Origin of the sequence: Streptomyces boncukensis, assembly GCF_011045075.1 — a bacterium.
In the GTDB taxonomy this organism is placed as follows: Bacteria; Actinomycetota; Actinomycetes; order Streptomycetales; family Streptomycetaceae; genus Streptomyces; species Streptomyces boncukensis.
Genome location: NZ_JAAKZZ010000947.1, coordinates 1 through 1,429, shown reverse-complemented (window position 1 = coordinate 1,429; position 1,429 = coordinate 1). Strand labels below are relative to the sequence as shown.

1 protein-coding gene is annotated in these 1,429 nt (G+C 72.5%); it reads right to left on the bottom strand.

What is annotated here, in order from left to right; genetic code table 11:
• A partial coding sequence (locus tag G5C65_RS37220; RefSeq protein WP_165303454.1) for an ABC transporter ATP-binding protein occupies positions 1 to 1,134 on the bottom strand: 1,134 nt, incomplete at its 3' end.
• Positions 1,135 to 1,429: the final 295 nt, after the last annotated feature.

Below are 1,429 nucleotides of genomic sequence, written 5' to 3'. Positions count from 1 at the left end.
GGAGCTGATGGAGTCGGCCCCGTCGGCCCCGTCCGCCCCGCCGTTCCCGGTGGCCCCGGCCACGGAACCGCCGTCCGCGGTGGCCGCGGGCGCTGCGGTGGCCGGGGCGGTGTTCCCGGAGGCGTCCTGCTGGGCGGTCTCGCGGCGCAGGGCCAGCACGCGCGCCGCGCGCGCGGCGGAGGGCCGCGAGAAGGAGTACGCCATCGCGAACTCCTGGAACAGCCGCAGCGGGAAGAGCAGGAACATCACCGCGCCGTAGACCGTCACCAGCTCGCCCGCCGCGATCTGCCCGTCGAGCGCCATCCGCGCCCCGAGCACCACCACGGCGAGCAGCAGCAGGCCGGGCAGGGCGATGTGCGCGGCGTCGATCAGCGCCCACATCCGGGCCGTTCGCACGGCCGCGCTCCGCACCTCCTGGGAGGCGCGGCGGTAGCGGTCGAGGAAGAGCCGCTCACCTCCGATGCCGCGCAGGACACGCAGCCCCGCGACGGTGTCGGTGGCCAGCTCCGTCGCACGTCCCGCCTTCGCGCGCTGGAGGTCCGCGCGCCCCGTGGCCTTCGGCAGCAGCGGCAGCACGACCAGGGCCAGCACCAGCACGCCGAACGTCACCATCAAGCCCAGCTGCAGTTGATAGAACATCAGTCCCACACACACCGTGACCGTGGTGAGGAGCGCCGCGCTGAAGCGCGATACGGCCTCGACGCACCAGCCGATCTTCTCGATGTCCCCCGTGGAGACGGCGACCACCTCGCCCGCGGCGACCCGCCGCGTCAGCGTGGCCCCCAGGGCGGACGCCTGCCGGGCGAGCAGCTGCTGGACGCGTGCGGATGACGTGATCCAGTTGGTGACGGCCACTCTGTGCAGCATCGTGTCACCGACGGTGATCGTCACCACGAGCACGGCCATCAGCGCGGCAGCGGCGGCGAGCCGCTCTCCGGAGTCGGCTACGACCGCGTCCACCGCGAGCCCCGCGACGACGGGCAGCGTGGCGGCCGAGACCATGTGCAGCAGCCCCCAGCCGAGGGCCTTCGCCTGGCCGCCCAGTTGGCCTCGGCCCAGCCACACCAGAAGGCGGAACCCGGAACGGGTGTCGGGGACGCCGGGATCGGCGTATGGAAGGTCGCGAATCTGCATTGCATCCCAGGTCAGATAGGTACGGGTGGTAGGCGATGGGCGCGAGGTGTCAGGCTGACTGCCGATCCCGCCGAATTCAAAGGGTTTTCCCGCACGGCGGTGCGCATCCGGCCAATGCGACGATGGGGGACATGCGCATTCCTGGGAATGACCGGATACGGCACAGGACACGGCCGGCGGCGACGGCCGCGGTCACGGCGACGGCACTGGCCCTGCTGCTGACGGCCTGCGGGGGAGACGGGGATTCGGGCGGCGGGCCGGAGCCGGCCGGAGCGAGTGCGAAGCCTGTCTCTTA